This is a genomic window from Anabaena sp. CCY 9910, assembly GCF_963920875.1.
Taxonomy (GTDB): Bacteria; Cyanobacteriota; Cyanobacteriia; order Cyanobacteriales; family Nostocaceae; genus Trichormus; species Trichormus variabilis.
Genome location: NZ_CAWUDJ010000123.1, coordinates 1 through 418, shown reverse-complemented (window position 1 = coordinate 418; position 418 = coordinate 1). Strand labels below are relative to the sequence as shown.

At 41.6% G+C, this 418-nt stretch carries 1 protein-coding gene; it reads left to right on the top strand.

All coding sequences use genetic code 11. The annotated features are described in order from the left end of the window. The first annotated feature begins 32 nt into the window (after window positions 1–32). A complete protein-coding gene (locus tag ACM5QX_RS29565) occupies window positions 33–377 on the top strand; it encodes a plasmid pRiA4b ORF-3 family protein (RefSeq protein WP_414756761.1) in 345 nt (114 codons plus the stop codon). The last annotated feature ends 41 nt before the right edge of the window (window positions 378–418 follow it).

Genomic DNA, 418 nt, shown 5'->3' with positions numbered 1-418 from the left:
AAGTATCAAATTGTACCTAGCTAAATCAATTCATCCCCTTATTCAGCAACGCCCATATTTTTATCCTGGGTATCAGTCCCATGATTTGGCGTAGGATCAAAATCCGCAGTGACAGCACGATCGCCGATTTGCACTACATCATCCAGATAGTAATGGGATGGACTGATTCCCATCTACATCGTTTCATAATTCACGGTAAGGATTACGGGATTGCTCAAATTGGGGGAATGTGGTTTTCTGACGACCCTAAAGTTGTCAAATTATCAGATTTTAGCTGGAGAATGCGAGAACGTTTTTTATACGAATATGACTTCGGTGATAACTGGCAGCATCAAATTCGGGTCGAAGCAATTCTCACTCCAGAATCAATACCTTAGCCAAATTACGAGGGTTCAACGCCTGTAGAAACGGTATGAAT